Below are 23,840 nucleotides of genomic sequence, written 5' to 3' on the forward strand. Positions count from 1 at the left end.
GAGAACAAACGCACAATGAAGAAATTAGCTATTACCTTAATGATTTTATTAGGACTTGGCATTAGTGCTCATGCACAGAACACCAATGCCTTTCCGGTCCAGGTAAAACTGAAAAATGGAACAATTGAAGGGCTTTACGATACCCATTCGGGCATCCAAAAGTATTTTGGGATTCCCTTTGCAAAACCACCTGTAGGGGAACTCCGCTGGAAAGCTCCCCAGCCTTTGGATGCATGGCAAGGTGTCAAGGAAACCAAGGAATTTGGTCCGCGACCTATACAGGCTATGGTATTCGGGGATATGAAATCCCGCTCAAAAGGTTTGAGCGAGGACTGTCTATACTTAAATGTATGGACACCTGCTAAGCACAGCGAAAAAGACCTTCCTGTTTTGGTCTATTTCTATGGAGGAGGAAACGTTGCTGGAGATGCATCCGAGTATAGATACGACGGCGAAAGCATGGCCAAAAAGGGCATTGTGGTCGTGACAACCAATTATCGCCTGAATATTTTTGGGAATTTGGCACACCCGGAACTTACCAAAGAGGCCCCATACAAAGCTTCTGGTAATTACGGTCAATTGGATCAGAACATGGCCCTCAAGTGGGTGCAGGACAATATTGCGGCATTTGGCGGAAATCCTGAGAAAGTGACCATTGCAGGGGAGTCAGCTGGCTCCATAGGAGTCAGTGTACAGATGGCCTCTCCCTTATCAAAAAACCTTATTGCGGGGGCAATAGGAGAAAGTGGAGCTGCAATTTCACCTACTATGGCTCCTGTTTCCTTGGAAGAGGCAGAGAAACAAGGAACACAGTTTCTTGAAAGCACAGGTGTGGAAAATATTGCTGAGCTAAGGAAACTGAGCACACGTGAGATTTATGAAAAGTACAACGACTCTAAAAGGTTTGGTTTTCCCATGGTCATTGATGGCTATCTTCTGCCAAAAACGCTACCTGAAATTTTTGCTTCGAAACAACAGGCCCAAGTGCCGTTATTGGTTGGATGGAATTCTGCGGAAATACCGGGTATGGCATTTACACAGGGACCAATCACAAAAGAGGCTTTTGTGGAAAAGGTAAAGCAAAACTATCCCAAGAAGTATGAGGAAGTTTTGGAACTCTACCCTCATGGCACATCCACGGAAGTAGCATGGGCAGCGACCAATCTGGCATCCGATAACTTTATAGTTTACAGTACTTGGAAATGGTTCGATTTGCACCGTAAAAACTCAGACCAACCGGTTTATCGATATCTATACAGTAAGATACGTCCACCTTTACGAGATCAAAGCAAAGTCTCAGGATTGGCGGGTGGAACCGTAGAAAAGGATTCCGGTGCACCTCAGATGCCCAAAGCAATCGGGGCACCGCATGCTGCAGAAATCGAATATGCTATGGGCAATTTACACCTTGTAGATGATTATGCCTGGACCCCTGATGATTATAAAGCATCTACCACTATGCAGGAGTTCTTTGCAAACTTTATTAAAACAGGCGACCCCAATGGTGGAGAGCTTCCTAATTGGAATGCTTCCAAGAGTAATGAGAGTAACCCTCCCGTAATGGTCATCAACACGGAGAGTAACCTTACCAAGGCATCGAACGATGCTCGCTATAACTTTTTAGACCAAGTGTATAAAAATTGATTCTCTTTACTGGAATAGCGATTACTGTGGTATTGCTGGCACTTATCCTTTCTAAAAAGGTAAGTGCCCTTTCCGCTTTGATTCTGGTCCCTATTATAGGTTCGTTGATTGCAGGATTTGGTCTGGATACCGCAGATTTTGCAATACAAGGCATCAAAAATATTGCCCCGGTGGTCGCCATGTTCGTCTTCGCCATATTGTTTTTTGGAGTTTTGACCGATGCTGGGATGTTCGACCCGATTATCAATATCATCCTCAGATTGGTGGGGCACAATCCAGTAAAAATTACCATAGGTACGGCAATTCTTTCAATGATTGTTCACTTGGACGGTTCTGGAGCAGTTACTTTTCTCATTGCCGTTCCCGCTATGTTACCTCTTTTTGAGAAACTCAAAATGGACAAAAGGGTATTGGCCTGTGTTGTTGCCCTTGGTGCAGGAACGATGAACCTCGTCCCTTGGGGCGGACCTACCATTCGGGCAGCTACGGCACTACAGGTCGAGATAACGGAATTGTACACTCCTGTAATGATACCCCAATTGTTCGGAATATTGTTTGTTTTGGTCATTGCATGGTATTTAGGCTCCAAAGAGGCTAAAAGACTTCAACTGGGCTCCATGGATGTTGATAAAGATGATGGCTATCAGAAAAAAGTTTCAGAAGAAGAAAAAAGGATGAGAAGGCCTCAATTGTTCTGGTTCAATATCGTGTTGACCATTGCAGTGATTGTATTGCTGATCGTGGGTGTTGTCGCCCCTGCACTGCCGTTTATGCTAGGTACTATAATTGCCCTAATGGTAAACTATCCAAACCTTAAAGATCAAGCTTCGCGGATAGATTCCCACGCAAAAGCATCTCTTTTGATGGCAAGTATCCTACTGGCAGCGGGCGTCTTTACAGGTATTATGACAGAATCCGGAATGATTGCTGAAATGACGCGTGCCATGGCCAATGTAATTCCTGATGGTGCAGGGGAACAAATTCCGCTTATTATGGCAGTCACCAGTATGCCACTGAGCTTTGTTTTTGACCCGGATTCCTTCTATTTTGGATTTTTGCCCGTGATATCCGAAGTGGCAGGTCAATTTAATGTAGAACCCATTAGTGTGGGTCAGGCTGCCATATTGGGGCAAATGACCACTGGGTTTCCATTGAGCCCATTGACAGCAACGACATTCTTGCTCATCGGTTTGGCGAAAGTGGATTTAGCGGAGCATCAGCGGTTCACTTTTAAATATGCATTCGGTGCGACCATTGTTATGACCATTGTATCTATATTAATAGGAACTATTCCCATATAAAGCATGATACCAGAAAAAATTATTCGCATTGGCTCGGGAGCAGGGTATTCGGGTGACCGGATAGAACCCGCTGTGGATCTGATAAAAGAGGGCAATTTGGATTATATCATATTCGAATGTCTTGCAGAGCGGACCATTGCCTTGGCACAATTGCAGAAAATGCAGGACCCTGAGCTGGGATATGACCCCTTGTTGGAAGAACGGATGAAGGCCTGCTTGACACATTGTGTTTCAAAAAAGGTCAGACTTATCAGCAATATGGGGGCAGCCAATCCATTGGCGGCAGCAAAGAAAACCGCAAAAATTGCCCAAGAACTTGGTCTAACCAACTTAAAAATAGCCGCCGTGTTCGGGGATGATGTTTTGTCCATGTTGGATTTCAGCACACAGACCTTTTTGGAAAGCAGCGAACCCCTATCGGTTTTAGGGAATAAAATCATTTCCGCAAATGCTTATATGGGCGTTGAGGGAATTTTAATAGCATTGGAAGCAGGGGCAGATATTATATTGACAGGAAGAGTGGCCGACCCTTCCTTGTTTTTGGCTCCACTTATCTATGAATTTGATTGGTCGATAAATGACTACCCTCTATTGGGAAAAGGAACGGCCTTAGGGCATTTAATGGAATGTGCGGGCCAAGTATGTGGGGGCTATTTTGCGGATGGAGTAAAAAAACAAGTTCCTAACTTGGGCAATCTGGGGTATCCCATTGCAGAAATAAACAACGATGGTTTGTTCCATATTACCAAATTAAAGGATTCGGGTGGTATGGTGACACCTGCAACCTGTAAAGAACAATTGTTGTACGAGGTGCATGATCCTTCCGCATATTTGACGCCTGATGTGGTTGCGGATTTTTCCAATATAATATTAAAGGAGATAGAAAAGGACAAAGTTGAAATTTATGGTGCTTCAGGAAAGACATTGACCGGAAAGTTGAAAGTTTCGGTGGGGTATCACGATGGTTACATGGCTGATGCGCAAATAAGTTATGGCGGGAGCTATGCATTGGAAAGGGCCCAATTGGCCATTGAAATTGTCAAAGAGCGACTTAGAGCCAGGAATCTCGTAGTAGAAGATATTCTTTTTGACCTTATCGGAACCAATAGTCTTTTTAAAGAATATGTTTTGGACATCAACCCTCAAGAAGTACGGTTGCGTATAGCGGCCAAAACCAAAACCAGGGAAGCAGCCGTAAAACTGGTCAATGAAGTGGAAACCCTATATACCAATGGTCCGGCAGCCGGTGGCGGTATTTCCAAGTTAGTTACGGAGGTCATAGCTATTCAATCCATTTTGATTGACAAAAAAAAGGTGGTGCCGCAGGTTGAATATTTTGAAAGTTAATTATGAAACTTAAAGAGATAGCACATTCGCGAACAGGAGACAAAGGGGACATGGTAAATATTTCTGTGATTGCCTTTGATGAGAAGGATTATCCCATAATTCAAAAAAAAGTGACCGTCGAAAAAGTCAAGCTGTTTTTAGGTGAAACGATTCAAGGCGAAATAATACGGTATGAGGTTGCAACATTGGGCGCAATCAATTTTGTAATGCACAAAGCTCTTAGGGGAGGGGTAACCCGTTCGTTGCGATTGGACAAACATGGCAAGACATTATCCTCTATTCTGTTGGAAATGCCCATAAATACTAACGATTAAAAGCAAATTGATGAAAACATTTTTACACTTCATATTGTTGATTTTCGCCTTTCAGATAATACATGCGCAATCTGAAACGGGGAGTATTGTCATTGATTCCATTTATTCGGAGCATTTGGTGAATGATTTTGGAGAGAACTCTACTCGGAAAGTAGGGGTATATCTTCCACCTAACTATGGAACCGAAACCAAAAAATATCCGGTCATCTATTTTTTACATGGATTTTATGGGGACCATAGCCTATTGGAACCTATGAAGGAAATTTTGGATTTTGCCATAGCCACTAAACGTATTCGACCCTTTATTCTAGTGATACCCGACCAAAAAACAACTTACGAGGGAAGTTTCTATTCCAATTCTGGAATTTTTGGAAACTGGGAAGATTTTACGGTAGAGGATTTGGTTGCCTATATGGACAAGAATTATCGTACCATCCCCAAAAAGGAAAGTCGTGGAATAACCGGGCATAGTATGGGCGGCTATGGAGCCTTGAATATTGCCATGAAACACCCCGATGTATTCAATACAGTGTACGCCATCAGTCCAGGAGCTCTGGCCATAGTTAGGGAATATGGCCCCAATAGCGACACCTTTAAGGAACTATCTGAAATATCCACCTATGAAGCATTGGAAAAAACCTACTTTGGAAAAGTAATGGTAGCATTTGCACGCTCATGGTCGCCGAACCCTAACAATCCACCCTTTTATTGCGATTTTCCATTTGGATACGAAGAAGGGGAATTGGTCATACACCAAGAAATACTCAAAAAGTGGCACGATAATATGCCGTTCTACAATCTTGAAAATTATATAGACAACATGAAAAGTTTAAGGGCCATTAAAATGGATTGGGGTCGAAATGCAGGAGAACGCTTCACGCAACAATGTAAAATGTTCAGTATTAAATTGGAGAATCTGGGCATTGACCATTTTGCAGAAGAATATATCGGAACCCATGTGAACAATATATACACGAAAGATGGGCGTATTCCACAGCAGGTGTTGCCCTTTTTTGAATATTATCTGGAATTTAGATAACGACAATAAGGCTGTAGGTCAAACTGGGATATCAATATTCTTTACACTTGAATGATTGAGTAATTCATCAAACGGATTTTTCCATAAAGTTATTTATCATCCATTTCTAAAATTATCTACGAAAACCATTTCGAAACGCAGATGATTAATTGGTTTTATCATAAATTATTGTAATACAGTAAGTTAATTGGTTTCTTTTGAACAGTTCAATTCGAGCCTAAACAATCTTGCTTTGGATTGTTTTAACTTAAAGAACACTTTTGAACTGGGCATTTTTTATATTTAACCATATAGTTCAACAATTAACTTTCATGTATTATATAGGTATTGATTTGGGCAGTTCTTCAATAAAGATTGCACTGGTCGAAGCGTCCACAGGTAAAAAAGTAACGGTCGTACAGGAGCCGGAAGAAGAAATGTCCATGATGGCCACAAAACCAGGTTGGGCGGAACAAAGCCCCGAACTTTGGTGGGAATTGGTATGCAAGGGGATTAAAAGAATTTTAAAAGATCATAAGATATCGCCGGCCAATATTTCAGGGTTGGGAATTGCGTATCAAATGCATGGACTTGTTATTGTTGATACCGCCGGCATACCACTAAGAAATTCCATTATTTGGTGTGATAGTCGTGCCGTGGAAATTGGTAACCGCGCCTACAAGGAAATAGGCGAGGAAAACTGTGATACCAAATTATTGAACGCCCCAGGAAATTTTACAGCATCCAAATTGGCCTGGGTCAGAGAAAATGAGCCCGAAGTTTTTGATAAAGTCTATAAGTTTATGCTACCCGGCGATTATATAGGGTACAGACTGACCGGTAAAATAGCTTCAACCATATCAGGTCTGTCAGAGGGGATATTTTGGGATTTTGTGGAGAACCGAGTTTCCAAAGAGGTTCTTGAACATTATGGAATTCCAGAATCCATGGTTCCGGATACAGTGGATACTTTTGGGAACCAAGGAGAGGTGTCCAAAGAAGGTGCGCAACAAAGCGGTCTATTGGAAGGTACGCCTATTTTATATCGCTCAGGGGACCAGCCCAACAATGCACTGTCCCTTAACATTTTTGAACCGGGTGAAGTGGCTGCTACAGGCGGCACTTCGGGAGTAGTATATGCCATTACGGACAACCTTTCGGTTAAGGAAAGCTCTCGGGTCAATAATTTTGCTCATGTCAACTATCGTCCGGACACTCATACTAGAATAGGAAAGCTGCTATGTATCAATGGGTCCGGTATACAATATAGATGGCTTCTGAACAACCTGGATGTAGCCTCCTATGAAGAAATGAACGATTTGGCATCGAAAATAGAGATTGGTTCGGACGGACTCAGTATAATTCCCTTTGGTAACGGAGCTGAGCGTATGTTGAACAACCAAGATATCGGTACCCGCATTGTGAACCTTGACCTTAATAGACACTCAAAGGCACATCTCTGTAGGGCCGCATTGGAGGGAATTGCATTTTCATTTGTATACGGTATGGAAATTATGAGTTCAGACGGTGCTAGGGCAAAGGTGATACGGGCAGGCAACGATAATCTATTTAGGTCTGCCATATTTGCCGGTACCATTTCTACCCTAATTCAAGAAGAAATAGAAATATACAATACAACGGGCGCCATAGGTGCGGCCAGAGCATGTGCCATATATGAACATGGCCAAGAAAAGTTTACATCTTATATGAACAACGACCATGTGATGACTTATAAGCCGCTTGACAATAAGGAGCTCTATCAAAAGGCGTACGAGAATTGGAAAAATGAACTACAACTAATATTAAAAACTAAACAATAATGGCACATTTAGGCAACAAAGAATATTTCACCGGAATAGGTGATATTAAATTTGAAGGAAGGGAATCCGATAACCCTTTGGCATTTAAATTCTATAATCCGGACCAAGTGGTGGCGGGCAAAACCATGAGGGAACATTTTAAGTTTGCCATGGCTTATTGGCATACGCTATGTGGAACGGGGGGAGACCCTTTTGGCCCCGGTACCAAAAATTTTCCATGGTCTGTGGATAAAGACCCAATTAAGGCAGCAAAGGATAAGGCTGATGCCGCTTTCGAATTTGTGACGAAAATGGGATTCGATTATTATTGCTTCCATGATTTTGACCTAGTGGATGAGGCAGATTCTTTGGCCGAATCCGAAAAACGACTGTCTACCATAGTGGATTATTTAAAGGAAAAGCAATCTGCCTCTGGGGTAAAATTGCTCTGGGGTACCGCAAATTGCTTTTCAAACCCTCGTTACATGAACGGTGCAGCTTCCAACCCCAATTTTGATGTACTGGCCTATGCCGGTGCACAAGTAAAAATGGCTCTGGACGCTACTATTGCACTTGGCGGTGAAAATTATGTGTTTTGGGGAGGTCGTGAAGGATACATGTCTCTATTGAACACGGATATGAAGCGGGAGCAGGACAATATAGGCCGATTTTTGGGCATGGCTCGGGACTATGCTCGCAAGCAAGGTTTCAAAGGAACTTTCTTTATTGAGCCAAAACCAATGGAACCCACAAAACATCAATATGACTTTGATGCTGCTACCTCTATCAATTCTATACGGGAATACGGACTGGAGGATGATTTTAAGCTCAATATTGAAGTGAACCACGCCACCTTGGCACAACACACCTTTCAACACGAACTACAAGTCGCAGCCAATGCGGGGATGCTTGGAAGTATCGATGCCAACCGGGGTGACTATCAAAATGGTTGGGACACCGATCAGTTCCCCAATAATGTGCTAGAGGTAACCGAAGCCATGTTGGTCTTCCTCAAATCGGGTGGATTGCAAGGCGGAGGTGTCAATTTTGACGCCAAAACACGAAGAAACAGTACCGATTTGGAGGATATTTTCCATGCCCACATAGGAGGCGCGGACACCTTTGCCAGAGCACTTTTGGCCGCTAATGCAATCATTGAGGAATCTTCATACGAAGAACTTTTAAGTCAAAGGTATGCATCCTTTCAAGAGGGCAAAGGAGCTGAGTTCAGCTCAGGAAAATTGGAATTTTCCGATCTTTTTAAGCATGCTCTGGAAACAGGTGAGCCAAAACAGATCAGTGGCAAACAAGAGTTGTTCGAGAACATTGTTGGGAGATTTGTTTAGTACTCCAATAATTAAAATTCACGTTTATACTGACCGCCCATTGGATTTTTGAAATTCTGAATGGGCGGTTTGCCATTAATTAAATTTCTTCTGGAATGCTCCTGCTCTAAAGATGGTTTCGATGATATTAAATTGCTATCTTTTAGAGCTATATTTACGGTATCCATGAACAAATTGACCCTAAAGACCATTGCTGCCCATTTTAATGTATCGGTATCCACGGTTTCTAAAGCTATAAACGATAGCCATGAAATTAGTGAGGAGCTTAAGGTCAAGATTAGGAAATTTGCCAAACAGAACCACTATAAGCCCAATCGTGTAGCCCTCAACCTTTTAAATAGGAATACCAAGACAATTGGTGTGGTAATCCCTAATATTTTGAACTATTTTTTTGTTCAAGTCCTATTTGGTATAGAACAGGTTGCCGATGAAAGGGGATATAGTATTATTACCTGCAGTACCAATGAATCTTTGGGAAAAGAGGTTAAGATCCTGGATTTCTTATGCTCAGGATCAGTGGACGGGGTTATTATTTCCACTGTTGCTGGAGAGGCTCAATTGTCCGAACACATTGCACATTTTGAGGAATTGTTACAAAAGCAGATTCCATTGGTCATGTTTGATAGGGTAACCGAAATGATCGAGTGTGACAAAGTGGTCGTGGACGATATTGAGGCCGGTTACAAGGCCACAAAACATTTTTTGGAAACAGGGTGTCGCTCTTTGGCCATCATAAACCCAATCCCCAATTCTTCAATAGGCCGGTTAAGGATTGAAGGTTTTAAAAGAGCATTGAAGGAACAAGGCATTCCTTTTGATTCAGATATGGTAGTATCGCTCGGAGTGGAGGATGATCTAGAACTTACTATTTCACTTTCTTTAAACTTGAAAGAACTAAATGGAATTTTGGTCTTTGATGAGATTACTACCGTTAAGGTAATGGACCTTTTGCGCTCCAAAGGTTTTTTAATACCAAAGGATATCTCTGTAATCGGGTTTACCAACGGAGAACTATCAAGATACGCCAGTCCACCAGTAACAATGATCAGTCAACATGGCCGTTTTATCGGAGAGACCTCTGCCAATAAATTGATTGATAGGATAGAGGGAAAGGACGATAAAGCGAAGTTTGAAACTAAGACTATAAAAACAAGTCTTGTGGTAAGGCAATCCACGCTTAGTATGGAACAACAAGATTTTTGAAGTATAAGCAAAGAATATTGGGGTGATGGAATTTGCAACGTCCCTGTTTATAGGGCTAGTTTATCTTTCAATAATTAGTGACAAACGTTTCATTATCAACAATCAAAATAATTCAGGTAAGGGCTATTGCCTATAGCAAAAGTTAAAACCTACTATGTTTAGTGGTAAAACGAATCCGTGTACTGGCAGTAACCAGTTTTTTTAAAAGATTGAAAGTGCTGTTTTTGATTTCCGATGTGGTTCAGCTAATATTCCCACAAAAATCAAGAGAGCAATAATGCTCTCCTGAATTGTAGGGTATACTCATTGGTCTACTTTAATATTTACGTTGGTTTATTTCGATGAATCCCCAATATTTTTATAAACCTTTCCATCCTTCATTATAAAGACCACATTATCCATGGTGGAAATAAAATCATTTTCCAGGTTTCCTTTTACTGCAATTATATCCGCATATGCCATAGGACTTATTGTGCCAATTTCCATTTCCTTATTTAAGTGCATCGCAGAAATATAGGTGGCCGACTGGAGGATATCAAGGGGTTTCATGCCGGCCTCAAAATAGGTTCTCAGCATATCTGTGGATGATTTACCACGACTGACGCCCATTTTGGTATAATTATCGGAACCTGCCACAATGGGAACCCCTTTTTCAATAGCTGTCATTAACCTCTTTTTTCCTCTACTAATATATCCGTTCACCCAATCCATGCCATCTAAGTCATCACCTATTAATTTGGCGTAAGTTTCCATATAAGACCTACTGTTTTCCGTAGGAACAAGAAAAATCTTTTTTTCAGCCATGAGTGTCAACGTAGAATCGGTTAAGTTGAATCCATGTTCAATACCGTCCACACCAGCCTCTATGGCATTCCTTGCAGATTGATTGGTAATACAGTGTGCTGTTACAGTGAGGTCATATGCATGGGCCATTTCAACTATGGCAGACATTTCTTCTGTGGTCAAAAATGCTTTGTTGGGAAGGTTGTCTGCACAAATTTTAATGAGGTCCACATTTTGGTTAACGTGTTCCCGGACAGCATTTTTTGCATCTTCAGAAGATTTAATGATTCTATATTCCAGATCAATAATATTTTGATGCTGATGTGTTACTCCATAAACTTGACCTCCAACAGCACTTAAAATAGGGCCGGCAGCAAAGATTCGTGGACCATCAATGGTTCCCTCATTAATCGCATCGCGAAGGGCCACATCCAAATACAGCCCAGAATTGCCCAAATCCTTAATACTTGTGATACCTTCTTTGAGATAGCTTTCTGCTCTTTTGGCTCCCCGTAAAGCTCGTAATGCATCACTTTCCATGGTAAGGGTCTGTATACTGTGGTCTGCAAAATCTTCATTGGCCTCTTGGGAAAAAAGAACATGGGTATGGGCATCAATCAATCCGGGGAGAACTGTATAATCGGACAGATCAATTACCTTTTTGCTTTTGCCCATCTTACGGAACCCGGTAATGGATTTTATCGTGGAGCCTTGAATATGAATAATCTTGTTGGGGAATAATTGATTGCTCTTACTGTCATACAAAAGGCCGGCCTTGATGAAAACATCATTTTGTTGCCCAATTGATTTGGTGTGAGGGTATAAGAAAATCAGGAGGAAAATAACGAGTACTCTGGTCATGTCCAGCTCAATTTAAGAAATTTTTTACGGCCATATTGAGTTTTTCCAAATCACAGCCAAATGTATAATGGCCACATTTGGAATTTAAATCCAAGGATTGGGCATTTAATCCCTTTATAACCTCCAAATTGGCTGAGGGAGCTACCAAATGATCCGTTCTTGAATATATGATAAACGCCTCACCTTTGAACAGCTCGGATAGGGATTTAACCTTATGTTTGCTCAAATCTTGATCTAAACTATAATTGGAAATGGCCAGCATTTGACTGTGTAGGTCCCGAACATCATACCGTTTGGCCTCATCTTTGATTTTTTGCAAAACTTCATCAATGGATTCAGTACTGCCTTCATAGTATTGAGGCGTAAGTCCCAACGCGTACTCCAACATCAAAAAAGTTTCTTCCTTTGTGCCATGCTGTATCTCCTTGTTCAGTATCTTCTTGAAGATTTCATAGTTCAGTTGGTCATAAACGGATAGTTTGGGCGAGCCCACAATTGGAATTGCCTTATCAAAAAAATCAGGGTAACTGGCCATCCATTGGTACGTTTGCATACCTCCCATGGAAATGCCGGTTATAGCATACAAATGGTCCAGGCCCAAAACCTCTTTGATCAGTTTATGCTCCAGGTCCACCATATCCCCAATTCCAAATTCCGGAAATTTGCCCCCGTCCTTTATATCTGTATTGGAAGGGGAGGAAGAAATCCCATTGCCCAACGCTTCCACAACCACAACATAGTACTTTGTAGTATCTATCATAGCTTCTTTGCCAATGTAAGGGGTAAGACTTTTACCCGTTCCAGCATACCAAGTAGGGAACAAAATGGCATTTTTCTTATCAAGATTGAGGGAGCCATAGGTGCTGTAGCCTATACGTGCATTTTCCAATACTTCACCGTTTCTAAGAGTATGGTTGCCAAACTCGGCAAACTTTACCTGAGCGATTATATTGGAGAATTGTAATACCAGTAATAAAAGTATTAAGGTTGATTTTTTCATTTTTATATTATTTTTTAGTTTTCATCTATTACATTTCCGCTTCCCAAGATATTTTTGGTTACGTGTGGATTTCCTTTGTAAAATACTTTGGCACTGCCATCGATTTTCACGTCAAGTTCGTCCGTACAGCTGATTTCTACATCTCCGGAACCCATGATGTCTATTGCACACTTATCGGCTAAAAATGAAAATCCGGAAATTCTGCCACTTCCTTCGTTTTCTATACGTAATGTGTTTGATGTTCCCGAGAGGCTGATGCCGCCAGAACCCACATTATCCAAATAAAACTCTGGACCATCCACGTTGGCAACTTTCAATATGCCAGAACCTTTATTGGCAACACCGTTCAATGCTTTTGCCATAATTTCGATGCTTACATCAATATTTTTATAGTTATGTCCCGAAGTCAGGTAAATTTCCAAGATACCGTCTTTGATTTCTGTTTTAACAAGGCCGATGATGTTGTCATCGGCCGTTATTTTCACACTTTGGGCATTACCTTGAACAATGTTCACATTTGTTATCCCATCTACTGAAACAGCAATGAATGCATTGAGCTCCCTGTTTTCCGTAGTAAGGACACCTGAACCGGAGATATCATCCGATGTACATGATACAAGGGACATCACCACTAATACTATTCCAACAATACTATTCTTCATTTTCTATTTTGATTGATTTTCCTTGCTTATATCCTTGAAAAAAAGCATTTCCTTAATTCTTTTTGAAGCTCCATCATAGAATCCAGTTTCATGTGAATAACCCTTGGGGTTGTTGAAAGTACCAAAGATGATATCGAAAATGGGCAGGTCGGAATAATTGTAAGCATGTATACCCTTGGCATGGTGTACGGTGTGACTTTCAGGTCGTTGGATGAGATATCCCAACCATTGCGGGGTAACAATATTACTGTGCTGAAAAATGCCCAAAAACACGGTTGTCAACAAGATAATGGTTGATGCTCCAGGAGTAAAGCCAGTAATTCCAACTAGGCAAAGACTTCCTAAAAGTGTAAAACCTGCCATGTCCATTGGGCTAAAGTAAAAGGCACCGTACGTATCTATACGTTCTGCACTATGGTGCATTTGATGGAAAACTTTCCATAGAAAATCGCTTTTATGAAGGCTGTAATGCCAAAGAAACAGGCCAAATTCATAAATAACTACACCTACTACAGCACCTCCTAGATCTCCCAAGAAGGACAAATCAAAAAGTTGGTATTTGGATATATAACCGTCCCAAATTAGAGGTAAATAACTGGATAGGTAAAAAAACACTCCGAAGGTGAGCAGTCCTCTGGTTTTCCAATTCTTGACCTTTGGTAGTTCCCTGGCAGGAAACAACGCCTCCCAAATCATTAAGCTCGCATACATCCCCAAGACAACCAAGGAGATAGGGTCCAATAAAATTTCTAGCGGTGTAGGTAAATTTTGTAGTGTATCCATGATTGTTAAATTTTAGATTTAAACTTAGCGTTGAACTCCATTTTCCTTCTCTTCTTAATGGCCCATAATCCTTCGTTGGATTGATAGGCCTCAATAAATAATTGTCGTTTCATTTTTAATTGATTTTTGAAATGATGAATAAACACGGGTGTATCCCGCTGATTTTGAGAGCGCAAACCTAGCGTGACAATTTTAAATCAAAAAAAAAGAGGGAGGTATATGGAGTGTACAGCGTAAGAATAAGAAGTAGACTTGATCGCCTATCAGGTAGACATTAGGTAGACAAAATGTATTCCTAAAATTGTAAAGTGTTGAAAAACAAAAAATTATTTTTTATTTAAAATCCAACAAAAAATCAAAAAGATCTTTTTCCGGAGACAGGTTCAACTTCTTTCTGAGTCTGTAGCGAGCTGTTTTTGTACTCTCCGGGGAGATCCCGAGGATATTGGAAGCCTCTTTAATGGATAAATTGAGCCTAGTGAGGGCCGCAACTTTTAAGTCATTTGCACTTAAACCAGGGAATTGTTGCTTCAAATTGGTGAAAAATTCAGGGTGTACATTTTCAAAATGCTGTTTAAAGTCTTCCCAATCCTTCTCCTTGCCCAGGTTTATTTTTATGGTTCTTTCCATATCGGTCATAATTTTGCCGACCTGATTTAATGTAGTTGCTTTTTTTGCCTCTTGTATTTTGTTCTGGAACTCATCCAATAACTGATTTTTTTGAACAAAGTTCATGGCATATGAAGTGAGTTCTCGGTTTTTGGCATTCAATTCCCCCTCAAGGTCCATACCTTTGAGCTGTTGGTTTTCCAGTTCTTTTTGGGCAATAATGTTTTGTTGTTTCAGCAAATGCTTTTGGTTTTTTGAACGTTGCCTCATGCTTTTGATAAGGAAGAAAGATAATAGGGCAATAATCCAAATACCGCCGATCAGTATCCATTGTATGGTTTTGCTCAATTGCTGCCTTTTGGAAAGCTGTTCCAGTTCGTTTGTTTTTTGCTCTAGTTCGTTCCTGAATTCTAAACCGGCAATTTGATGGGATTTTTTAATAGTAAAGAGAGAATCCTTTAAATCTACATATCGGGAAAAATAGTAAAGGGCCGAGTCGTTTTGTTGGATCTGTCTTTTAAGATCGGCTAAATTTTTTAAAATTGACAATTGATAATTTTTCAGGTTCATTTCATTGGCCCTGCTCAGTGCTAGCTTAAAATGCATGTCGGCCAACTCATATTCTTTTTCCATGGTAAACATTCTGCCAAATTGAAGCAGGTTGCTCACCATACCATCTTTATCGTCTATTCTTCGCCCAAGAGTCAACGATTGCCTAAGATGGTAATTGGCCTGTTCGAGGTCGCCCTGTTCCAAATATACACGGCCCAACCGATTGTGAGCCTCTGCCATACCATATTGAAAATTGTTTTTGGTATGAATATTAAGTGCATTGCTGATATTGGTATGGGCTTTGTCCAACCGTCCGGTTTCCATTTGTAGAGTCCCCAACTTTGTATATGCAGTGGCAACCCTGTTATCCAAATTTAGCTGACTAAATCCATTGATGGCTTCGCGGTAATTTTTAAGGGCTAACGAATCTTCATCGATATCGGCATAAACCATGCCTATATTTAATTTTATGTTGGAGACCCCCTCAAGGTCTTTTAAATCTTCATAGAGTTCCAGCCCTTCATACAGGTCAAAGAGAGCATTTTTTGACTCACCGAGGGTCCAATGTCCTACTCCTGACACCCTTTTGGCGAAAGCGGCACCCTTGGAATACTTTATTTCATCAGCCAATGCATAGGCTTGCTGGCCCAACTTCACTGACTCCGCGGGGTCTCTTATCCATAAATCATACCCCTGTTGGGCTATGCTATCGATTATTTTTGTCTCGGGACTTGTTTGTTGCTGGTTTGGTTTGTCTTGGGAAAAGATACTGAAGCTAAAAATAAACCAAAACAACAATGTCCAGAAACAGTTTGTAATGCGAGGTTCCATTACTAGCTGATTTAGATAATATGGATTAAAAATTCTAAAATTAAAGAATTGTATTGAATTGAAAATCCAATTGATACCAAATGCCAATAGTTTTTTGCTTTATCCTTTCTAATAAAACCAAAACTTAAAAAAATCCTTTATAGATAATGTGGACATTCCGCTGCTCCCTAATTTGAAGCTACGCCTCCGACAAATAGCAGAATAAAGGCAATGACTCCCAATATGATTAAAATGGAAATAATCATTACCCAAGGAAACCTGTTTCTTTGGCTGTTTGTAGTTCTGTTTCTAAAATTGGCACCTTTTCTGCCTTTGGTTGGCATAGGGGCACTATCCTTTGCTTTCCAGTTTGTTTTTTCACCTTTTTTTTCCATGCTTCTCTTTTTTTAAATGAATATGCTGCCAGTGTTACTTTTTTGATTTATAGTGTTTTAAATCGGTGACAACCCTTATGGTTTCTTAAAAATTAGGAGTGATCAATAGAATACTTTGCTCTAATTGAAACGAAAATTGTCCCTATCACACCAAATCGGCTTGGCTTTAAAAGGTTCACTGCAAAAGGGAAGAGGCTAGGATGGTAACAGCTTAACGATTAAGATAATCGCAAATAGGAACAACACCAGATAAATTATCCAAAAATGTTGAAGTCTTGTTGGGTTTTTACCAAATAGTAATTTAGTGATCGTTAGCAGGGCAGAACGGTGATTTGAAACGAATCGATAAACAAAATCACTGAAATCTTTGAACAAGGAGTTGTTTTTGTACCAAGAAATAAGAAAGCTCCATGTTGAGGTTTTTTCAAAGATTTTATAAGCTGCACCCGCACCGCAATAAATTTCACCATTTGTATCTATGAGACGTACGGCCTTTTTGAACGCATTTTTTGGAATCTCTTCGATGGCTTGATGAATTTGTTGGTAAGGGGTATACAGGACCGATTTTCCTGTTAATTGCTCAAGCCAGGTCACCCAATATTTACAAAAACCACATTGTCCATCCCATATCAACAAAGGTGCAGTTGGCCTGTATTTGGTATGTGAGGGAAGTTGCATATCAAAGTGTTCTCTATTTTTTACAAAGTGGGTTTGAATAAAAGGTATCGAAAAAATAGGGTATACTGGAAGATATTTTCGATAGGGTCAATATTTTAGTGGTTATGAGCAAGATTCAACCGCTGCCCTGATGGAGTTTCATAACTACTTCAATTGACTCTACTGTATTTGTTCAAGTATTCCAGAGGAGTGACCCTAGTATGTTTCTTAAAAACATCCCTAAAGGCCTTTGGGTCATTGTACCCCACATCATACATAACTTCATTGACGGTTTTTCTTCCTTTTTCCAGCTCCTTTTTTGCGGCCTCTACCTTAACCCGTTGCAAGTATTCGATGACCGTGTTCGAAGTTGCTTTTTTAAAACGTCTCTCAAAAGTGCGTCGACTCACGGCAACTTTTTCGGAAAGTTCATCCACGGTAATCTTATCCAAGTAATTTTTTTCTATAAACTCTTGGGCTTTCAAAACTTCTTTATCGTTGTGGGATTTTTGACCTTTAAAAATAATAAAGGGCGATTGGCTGGCACGGCTGATATCAATCTCAAAAATTTTTGATGATAAGACGGCCATTTCTCGGCCAGCAAATTTTTCGACCAAATAAAGATTCAGGTTTAAAGATGAATAGGCTCCTCCACTGGTATACAATCCATTTGAGTCGGTAATGATTTTGTCATCGATCAGGTTAACTTCTGGATACATGGCCCTAAATTCACTTGCAGCCAGCCAATGGGTAGCACAATCCCGTCCATCCAGCAAACCGGTGCCGGCCAATATAAACGCACCAATGCACAAACTGGCGACCTCGGCACCATTACCATACTGTTGTTTGATCCAAGGTATAAATGCCCCGTTTTTGGCAACCACCTCCTTGTAATCGCCATGTATGGCAGGGATTATGATCAAATCCGTTTTGTCTACCTCATCAATTGTAGTATTGGGTATAATGCTGAACATTCCATTGCTCAACCTTGCTTTATTATGGGTGCCCACAAGATGTGTAGAGAACAATGGAGCTTTACCAGCTTTTTTCAAGGCATCATTGGTCATATTGAACATTTTAAAGGTGGCCTCTAAATTGCTCAGGCTGGAATCGCCTTCGGGGACAAGTATCGAAATATGTTTCATATTACAAAAATCAATGGATTGTGGTTGACTCAAAGGTAGACCAACATCTTGTCGAAATCAACCCGTGATATTGACGTAAATGCACCTCTAAAGTACGGATTGGTACCTGTATCTTTGGTAACCTGTTGAATATTAGATAAAAAATAAAGCGATGAGGCAAGTTGTATTATCAATGTTAATGTCCCTTGATGGTTATATTGAAGGTGTGAACAACAATATTGATTGGCACGTTTGGAACGATGAGATGCAGGCCTATATGATGGAGTTTTTAAAAACTGTGGATACTTTTATTTATGGTAGAAAATCGTATGAATTAATGCTTGATTATTGGCCCGGGCAAGAAGGTGAATTTGCCGATATTATGAATCAAACCCCTAAAATAGTTTGCTCCACTACATTGCAAGAGGCTAAGATGAATGCAAGAATATTGAAGAATGATCTCGTGGAAGAAATTACAAAGGAAAAAAATAAACAGGGAAAGAATATGGTACTATTTGCAGGAGCCGATTTGGCTTCATCGTTTATGGAGCATAACCTGATAGATGAGTATAGACTTATTGTAAATCCAGTAGCACTTGGTGAAGGAACTCCATTGTTCCAAACCAAGAAAGGTTATACACTCACTTTGGTTGAAACCAAACCTTTTGCATGTGGCAATATACTACTAACCTATAAACCTTAATAAAATGGATGACAGAGTAGTTTTAAAAGAATATGATACAACAACATCAAAACTTGTAGGATTGCTTTCCTCATTGACCAATGAGCAACTCAATTCAAGACCTGCAAATGGAAGCTGGACAGCGGGACAGATCGGTGATCATTTGGATAAATCTTATAATGTATCCAATATTTTGATGGGAACTACCGAGGAGACCAAGCGTGCCCCTGATCAAAAAATGAAAGAAATACGCGAACTGTTTTTAAACTTTGATATAAAAATGGACTCACCCAAAGCCGTGGAACCAACCGATGGACAAATTGACAAGAAAGACCTCCTGACCAGTTTGAAGAAGAAAATTGAATGGGTGAACCAAAACTGCAAGGATATGGACCTCTCAAAAACATGTTTGGATTTTGAAATCCCTGAATACGGTCCGTTCACCCGCCTGGAATGGATAGGTTTCAATACCGTACATACACAGCGCCATATCCATCAACTGGAACAAATCATTAAATACATTACAGCATGATACCTAAAAAAATCTGGGCAAACCTTGGCGTAGAAAATGTGGAACGGACACAGGAATTTTATCTGGCATTGGGAATTAAGCAAAATGGAATGCCTACAAATGATTTGGTAAGTTTTCTGTTTGGCGAGGATGATTTTGTGATTCACTTTTTTGAGAAGGAAAAATTGAAGACAAGTCTCGAGGGAGAAATGGCCGATCTGAGCCAGGGCAACGAAATTATGTTTACCCTTTCCGCAGAGGGGAAGGAAGAGATTCACGATTGGTTGGATACCGTAAAAAAGTTAGGAGGGAGCATTAGATATGATCCTAGAAAGGACAGCAAAAAGTTTTATGACGAAAATGGTTATTACGTTGGAGTTTTTGCCGATTTGGATGGGCATTTGTTCAATTTGTTTTGTAATTTGAATGGTTAACCCATTAAAATTCAATTAAATAATGATACTTCAGAAATTTAAAATAACAATTAAGGCTACACCCAAAAAAGTATGGCAAATACTTTGGAACGATAGCACCTATCGAAAATGGACAACTGTTTTTGCAGAAGGATCTTTCGCCGAAACCGATTGGCAGGAAGGAAGCAAGGTTCTTTTTCTCGGCCCCGAAGGGAGAGGCATGGTAAGTCGAATCAAACGGAACATACCCAATGAACGAATGACCATAGAACATTTGGGAGTTGTTGAGGGAGGTATTGAAAACTTTGAAAGTAAGGAGGCCAATCAATGGGCAGGAGCAACAGAAGATTATACGCTAGAGTCGGTCGATGAAGGAACTCTATTACGGATAGAAATGGAGACAATCGAAGAGTACAAGAACTTTTTCGAGGAAACTTGGCCAAAAGCGCTGGAGAAAGTAAAGGAACTCGCAGAAAAGTCATTATAAATACATATATCACATTAATTTAAAAACCTTACACAATGAAACTAAGCCCTTATTTAAATTTTAACGGAAATGCCGAAGAAGCCTTTAATTTTTACAAGTCAGTATTTGGTGGAGATTTTACAGCAGTCATGAAAATGAGCGATGCCCCGGACAGCGATAAAATGCCAGAGGAGGAAAAGGACCGTATCATGCATATCTCGCTACCCATTTCCAAGGATATCACTTTAATGGCGTCGGATATTTTACCTTCCATGGGCCATTCCCTGAACAATGGTAACAACGTTTACCTATCGTTGCATCCCAACAGTAAAGAAGAAGCAGACCGTTTGTTCAATGGACTTTCCCAAAATGGTGACATAGAAATGCCCATGGCCAATCAATTTTGGGGAGATTATTTCGGAAGTTTTGTAGATCAGTTTGGTGTTCATTGGATGATCAACTACAACCCTGAATTTTAGTAATCTTTCAAAAATTTATAGAAACCGCTATGCACAGTAGTTTTATCGAGCAATCTTCAAAAACAGTGGAGGTGTTTTCCACCTCTGTATCATCCATTGAACAAGCTGAATTCCTTTTGGATAAACTCCAAGAGGAATTCCCTTGCTATGAGATTAATTTTGATTTAGAGGATTGTGATAATATTCTCCGTGTAGCGAGTGTTGGTTCCAACGTAGATGCCGAAATGGTTATTTTGATTATGGAAAGGCATGGGACAGAAATCCAAATATTATGATTATTCAATGATTACAATAGGTCGACCATATAAAGAAGATGTGCCCAGGGACAAAAGGAAAATAATATTGCATACATTTACACCTAAATAAGTTCTTTACTTAATTTCTTTATCAAAACGATAGGGGTTCTCGACAGGTCATTGTCGGGATTAAAAGGGAATCGTGTGTAAATCACGAGCTGACGCGCAACTGTAAGTCCGATTCCACTTTTGGGATAGCATGTTTTTGCCAATTATGCCATTGTCCACCATATTTAGTGGATGAGAAGGCGGCAAAGATCGGACAAGCCAGGATACCTGCCTATATTGTTCCTACTTTGTAGGATTTTGACGGTGCCTTCGCGTAAAGGGCAGGTCGAACGTTTGAAATTTACCCAGAACCTTGGGCCAATTCCATCTGCGTTCTTCTTGTTCAAGGCATTGCGAAGTTGAGCTAAGGAGCTTTTATCTAATTATTCAATTTTATAAAAGCTTTAGCAATGAAAACAAGCAATTTGGGCTACCCTAGAATTGGGGCCCATCGTGAGCTGAAAAGAGCTTGCGAAAAGTATTGGTCGAACAAAATCTCTATGGAAGACCTTGTAGAAGTCGGTAAAAGTATACGTGCGGAAAACTGGAAGCTGCAACTAGAGAGGGGAATCGACCTTATTCCATCCAACGATTTTTCCTTCTACGATCAAGTTTTGGATACCACGTTAATGGTCGGGGCCATTCCAGAGCGTTACAAAAACGCCAAAAAGTCAAGCAAGAACATTTTGGACCTCTATTTTGCAATGGCCAGAGGCTTACAAAAAAATGGAGTGGATGTCATCGCCATGGAAATGACCAAATGGTTCGATACCAACTACCATTACATTGTTCCAGAATTTACAAGAGACCAAGAATTTGAATTGGTTTCCCAAAAAGTCGTGGAAGAGTTTCAGGAAGCCAAAAACCTGGGCATTCAGACAAAACCTGTGCTTTTGGGGCCAGTGACTTATTTATTGTTGGGCAAGGAAAAGGAGAAAGGCTTTCATCGACTTGATCTTTTACCAAAACTAATCCCGGTCTATCATTCCATTTTGAAAATGCTGGCAGATGCCGGAGCAACGTGGATTCAATTTGATGAACCCATACTCTCTACAGATCTTTCAGAAAAAGAAAAAGAAGCAATCGGTAAAGTCTATAATGGACTTACAGAAGCATTTCCAAACCTAAAAATCCTTTTGGCCAGTTATTTTGGCGATTATGGGGATAACCTCGATACAGTCCTAAATCTACCTGTTTGCGCCCTGCATTTGGATTTAAAACGCGGAGCGGATGATTTGGATAAAGTTTTGGAACCGGGAAAGCTCAAAGAACATACAACCTTGTCATTAGGTGTTATTGATGGACGTAATGTTTGGAAAAATGATTTTGAATCCTCCTTGCGGCTTATTGAGAAAGCTAAAGAAGAATTAGGGGAAGAACGTATCATTATTTCACCGTCCTGTTCGTTACTTCATGTTCCCAATGATTTAAATCTGGAGCAAAATGAAGAGGTTCTATCAACTGAAGTAAAGGACTGGATGGCGTTTGCCAAACAGAAATTGGATGAGCTCCAAAGTTTGAAAATACTGGCGAACAATCCTGACTACAAGTCCCAACAGCTATTTTTGGACAATGTCGCTTCCATGGAAAAGAGACGGAATTCCAAACTAATACATAAAACCAAGGTAAAACAAAGGCTGGAACAGTTGGAAGCCAAGGATTACAATAGAGAGTCCTCATTCGATCAACGAAAGATTCTTCAGGAAGAGCATCTACAATTACCACTTTTTCCTACCACAACCATCGGTTCCTTTCCGCAGACCCAAGAAGTGAGAAGGAATAGGTCCTTGTTTAAAAAAGGAGCGCTTCAAGAGCAAGCTTATGTGAATTTTTTGATGGAAAAAACAACCGAGACCATTCGTTTACAGGAAGAAATCGGTTTAGATGTTCCCGTTCATGGAGAATTTGAACGCAACGATATGGTAGAGTACTTTGGAGAGCAGTTGGAAGGCTTTACGTTTACCCAAAACGGTTGGGTGCAGAGTTACGGTTCACGCTGTGTAAAGCCGCCTATTATTTACGGAGATGTTTCAAGGCCTGTTCCCATGACGGTTTTCTGGACATCGTTTGCACAATCATTGACCGATAAGCCGGTAAAGGGAATGCTCACTGGGCCGGTAACCATTTTGCAATGGTCCTTTGTCCGTGATGATCAGGCACGCTCCGTGACCTGCGAACAAATTGCATTGGCCATTTTGGACGAAGTACTTGATTTGGAAAAGGAGGGCATCAGCATAATCCAAGTAGACGAACCAGCAATTCGCGAAGGTCTGCCCTTGCGTAAAAAGGACTGGGAAAAGTATTTGAACTGGGCGATAGGAGCCTTTAAATTGTCCACGAGCGGTGTGAAAGATTCCACACAGATTCATACCCACATGTGTTATTCCGAGTTCAACGACATTATTCAGAGCATTGCGGATATGGATGCCGATGTGATAACCATAGAATGCTCCCGTTCCCAAATGGAACTATTGGATGCTTTTTCGGAGTTTGATTATCCCAACAATATTGGTCCGGGAGTGTACGACATCCATTCCCCAAGGGTTCCGTCCAAGGAGGAGATCATCAAATTATTACAAAAAGCAGAACATGTACTTCCAGCATCCAAATTGTGGGTGAATCCCGATTGCGGGCTAAAAACCAGAGGTTGGGAGGAAACCATCAGTGCCCTTAAAATAATGGTCTCTGCAGCGCAGCAGATGAGGGAAACTGTCGGCCAACCATCAAATTAAAATTA

23 protein-coding genes and 1 riboswitch are annotated in these 23,840 nt (G+C 40.6%); of the genes, 15 read left to right on the forward strand and 8 right to left on the reverse strand.

Annotated features, from left to right (window positions below):
* Positions 1-15 precede the first annotated feature (15 nt).
* The 8 genes from DCK90_RS01890 (at position 16) to DCK90_RS01925 (ending at position 9,972) form a co-directional block, all read left to right on the forward strand.
* Complete coding sequence (locus DCK90_RS01890) at positions 16-1,644, forward strand: carboxylesterase/lipase family protein (protein WP_108244490.1); 1,629 nt, start codon at positions 16-18, stop codon at positions 1,642-1,644.
* The gene (locus DCK90_RS01895) at positions 1,641-2,945 is read left to right on the forward strand and encodes a CitMHS family transporter (RefSeq protein WP_108244491.1); all 1,305 of its coding nucleotides are present in this window, start codon (positions 1,641-1,643) and stop codon (positions 2,943-2,945) included. The genes DCK90_RS01890 and DCK90_RS01895 overlap by 4 nt, the downstream gene beginning before the upstream one ends.
* 3 nt (positions 2,946-2,948) lie before the next feature.
* Positions 2,949-4,292: an acyclic terpene utilization AtuA family protein gene (locus DCK90_RS01900; RefSeq protein ID WP_108244492.1), complete on the forward strand. Its 1,344-nt coding sequence runs from the start codon at positions 2,949-2,951 to the stop codon at positions 4,290-4,292.
* Positions 4,293-4,294: 2 nt separating this feature from the next.
* Positions 4,295-4,606 (forward strand): AtuA-related protein, encoded by a 312-nt coding sequence (locus DCK90_RS01905; RefSeq protein ID WP_108244493.1) that lies wholly within the window; start codon positions 4,295-4,297, stop codon positions 4,604-4,606.
* A 10-nt stretch (positions 4,607-4,616) separates the two neighbouring features.
* Positions 4,617-5,645: an alpha/beta hydrolase gene (locus tag DCK90_RS01910; RefSeq protein ID WP_108244711.1), complete on the forward strand. Its 1,029-nt coding sequence runs from the start codon at positions 4,617-4,619 to the stop codon at positions 5,643-5,645.
* A gap of 311 nt (positions 5,646-5,956) precedes the next feature.
* The gene (locus tag DCK90_RS01915; protein ID WP_108244494.1) at positions 5,957-7,444 is read left to right on the forward strand and encodes a xylulokinase; all 1,488 of its coding nucleotides are present in this window, start codon (positions 5,957-5,959) and stop codon (positions 7,442-7,444) included.
* Positions 7,444-8,769, forward strand: coding sequence for a xylose isomerase (gene xylA / locus DCK90_RS01920; protein WP_108244495.1), 1,326 nt, complete (start codon positions 7,444-7,446; stop codon positions 8,767-8,769). The genes DCK90_RS01915 and xylA overlap by 1 nt, the downstream gene beginning before the upstream one ends.
* Before the next feature lie 165 nt (positions 8,770-8,934).
* Positions 8,935-9,972 (forward strand): LacI family DNA-binding transcriptional regulator, encoded by a 1,038-nt coding sequence (locus DCK90_RS01925; protein WP_159075740.1) that lies wholly within the window; start codon positions 8,935-8,937, stop codon positions 9,970-9,972.
* 333 nt (positions 9,973-10,305) lie between these two features.
* Here the strand turns inward: DCK90_RS01925 and DCK90_RS01930 are convergent, their stop codons facing one another.
* From DCK90_RS01930 to DCK90_RS01965, 8 genes are all read right to left on the reverse strand, one after another.
* Positions 10,306-11,616 (reverse strand): metal-dependent hydrolase family protein, encoded by a 1,311-nt coding sequence (locus tag DCK90_RS01930; protein ID WP_108244497.1) that lies wholly within the window; start codon positions 11,614-11,616, stop codon positions 10,306-10,308.
* Positions 11,617-11,623: 7 nt separating this feature from the next.
* Positions 11,624-12,616, reverse strand: a complete 993-nt coding sequence (locus DCK90_RS01935; RefSeq protein ID WP_108244498.1) for an alpha/beta fold hydrolase — start codon at positions 12,614-12,616, stop codon at positions 11,624-11,626.
* A 14-nt stretch (positions 12,617-12,630) separates the two neighbouring features.
* Positions 12,631-13,278: a GIN domain-containing protein gene (locus tag DCK90_RS01940; protein WP_108244499.1), complete on the reverse strand. Its 648-nt coding sequence runs from the start codon at positions 13,276-13,278 to the stop codon at positions 12,631-12,633.
* Between the two features lie 3 nt (positions 13,279-13,281).
* Positions 13,282-14,061, reverse strand: coding sequence for a sterol desaturase family protein (locus DCK90_RS01945; RefSeq protein ID WP_199912636.1), 780 nt, complete (start codon positions 14,059-14,061; stop codon positions 13,282-13,284).
* Positions 14,062-14,394: 333 nt separating this feature from the next.
* Complete coding sequence (locus DCK90_RS01950; RefSeq protein ID WP_108244500.1) at positions 14,395-16,053, reverse strand: tetratricopeptide repeat protein; 1,659 nt, start codon at positions 16,051-16,053, stop codon at positions 14,395-14,397.
* 167 nt (positions 16,054-16,220) lie between these two features.
* Positions 16,221-16,427 (reverse strand): hypothetical protein, encoded by a 207-nt coding sequence (locus DCK90_RS01955; RefSeq protein ID WP_108244501.1) that lies wholly within the window; start codon positions 16,425-16,427, stop codon positions 16,221-16,223.
* Between the two features lie 195 nt (positions 16,428-16,622).
* On the reverse strand, positions 16,623-17,063 hold the full coding sequence (locus DCK90_RS01960) for a thiol-disulfide oxidoreductase DCC family protein (protein ID WP_159075741.1): 441 nt from the start codon (positions 17,061-17,063) through the stop codon (positions 16,623-16,625).
* A gap of 191 nt (positions 17,064-17,254) precedes the next feature.
* The gene (locus DCK90_RS01965; RefSeq protein ID WP_108244503.1) at positions 17,255-18,229 is read right to left on the reverse strand and encodes a GlxA family transcriptional regulator; all 975 of its coding nucleotides are present in this window, start codon (positions 18,227-18,229) and stop codon (positions 17,255-17,257) included.
* 151 nt (positions 18,230-18,380) lie between these two features.
* Here DCK90_RS01965 and DCK90_RS01970 point away from each other — a divergent pair, with 151 nt between their 5' ends.
* The 7 genes from DCK90_RS01970 to metE all read left to right on the forward strand — a co-directional run bounded on the left by DCK90_RS01970 (position 18,381) and on the right by metE (position 23,835).
* Complete coding sequence (locus DCK90_RS01970) at positions 18,381-18,911, forward strand: dihydrofolate reductase family protein (RefSeq protein WP_108244504.1); 531 nt, start codon at positions 18,381-18,383, stop codon at positions 18,909-18,911.
* Between the two features lie 4 nt (positions 18,912-18,915).
* Entirely contained in the window at positions 18,916-19,422 is a 507-nt protein-coding gene (locus tag DCK90_RS01975) for a DinB family protein (RefSeq protein ID WP_108244505.1), read from the forward strand.
* A complete protein-coding gene (locus DCK90_RS01980; RefSeq protein WP_108244506.1) occupies positions 19,419-19,835 on the forward strand; it encodes a VOC family protein in 417 nt (138 codons plus the stop codon). The genes DCK90_RS01975 and DCK90_RS01980 overlap by 4 nt, the downstream gene beginning before the upstream one ends.
* Positions 19,836-19,857: 22 nt before the next feature.
* Positions 19,858-20,301 carry an SRPBCC family protein gene (locus DCK90_RS01985; protein ID WP_108244507.1) on the forward strand — a complete coding sequence of 148 codons (444 nt, stop codon included), beginning with the start codon at positions 19,858-19,860 and terminating at the stop codon, positions 20,299-20,301.
* Positions 20,302-20,336: 35 nt separating this feature from the next.
* Positions 20,337-20,759: a VOC family protein gene (locus DCK90_RS01990; RefSeq protein ID WP_108244508.1), complete on the forward strand. Its 423-nt coding sequence runs from the start codon at positions 20,337-20,339 to the stop codon at positions 20,757-20,759.
* A 29-nt stretch (positions 20,760-20,788) separates the two neighbouring features.
* Positions 20,789-21,034, forward strand: coding sequence for a hypothetical protein (locus tag DCK90_RS01995; RefSeq protein WP_108244509.1), 246 nt, complete (start codon positions 20,789-20,791; stop codon positions 21,032-21,034).
* A gap of 107 nt (positions 21,035-21,141) precedes the next feature.
* A riboswitch (cobalamin riboswitch) is annotated at positions 21,142-21,353 on the forward strand.
* Between the two features lie 160 nt (positions 21,354-21,513).
* Positions 21,514-23,835: a 5-methyltetrahydropteroyltriglutamate--homocysteine S-methyltransferase gene (metE, locus tag DCK90_RS02000; protein WP_108244510.1), complete on the forward strand. Its 2,322-nt coding sequence runs from the start codon at positions 21,514-21,516 to the stop codon at positions 23,833-23,835.
* Positions 23,836-23,840: the final 5 nt, after the last annotated feature.

The organism is Muricauda brasiliensis (assembly GCF_003057865.1).
Lineage (GTDB): Bacteria > Bacteroidota > Bacteroidia > Flavobacteriales > Flavobacteriaceae > Flagellimonas > Flagellimonas chongwuensis.